At 49.4% G+C, this 462-nt stretch carries 1 pseudogene; it reads left to right on the top strand.

What is annotated here, in order from left to right:
• Positions 1–300: pseudogene (locus ACTHUT_RS21920) on the top strand (DNA topoisomerase IV subunit A); the annotation flags it as partial.
• Between the last annotated feature and the right edge of the window lie 162 nt (positions 301–462).

The following is a 462-nucleotide window of genomic DNA, read 5'->3' as shown; positions in this document are numbered from 1 at the left end:
TCGCTCATCAATCCCGACTGCAAAATCGTACTGGCCAGCAGCGACCACCGCCTCTTGGCGTTTTCCATCGGCGAACTCAAAGTCATGCCCAAAGGGCGCGGTTTGCAGTTGATGTCGCTGACCGACGGCGCGTCTTTGGAACACGTTATGGTAACGACTGCTCCTGAGTTTACCGTTGTATCGGTCGGCCGGCGCGGCGCCGAGCATCAGGAAAAACTGCGGATTGCCGATATTGACGGCAAGCGCGGTAAAAAAGGCAAAGTATTGGAAATATCAGGCCGTCTGAAAAGTTTGTCTTAAGGCAAAAACCAATATATTCAAATAAATTAAATTTACTACGACATTGCATGAAAATAAAAAAGGTTCACTTATGAACAGAGCCAATCTTCAAGAGCTGGGTAATCTGAGGGAGCGGATTCCCGGCGTCATCAACATCGCCCGAATAGCCATCGTCTTGCCGCT

The organism is Neisseria sp. P0022.S010 (assembly GCF_051956635.1).
This window is presented reverse-complemented; position numbering and strand designations above follow the sequence as displayed.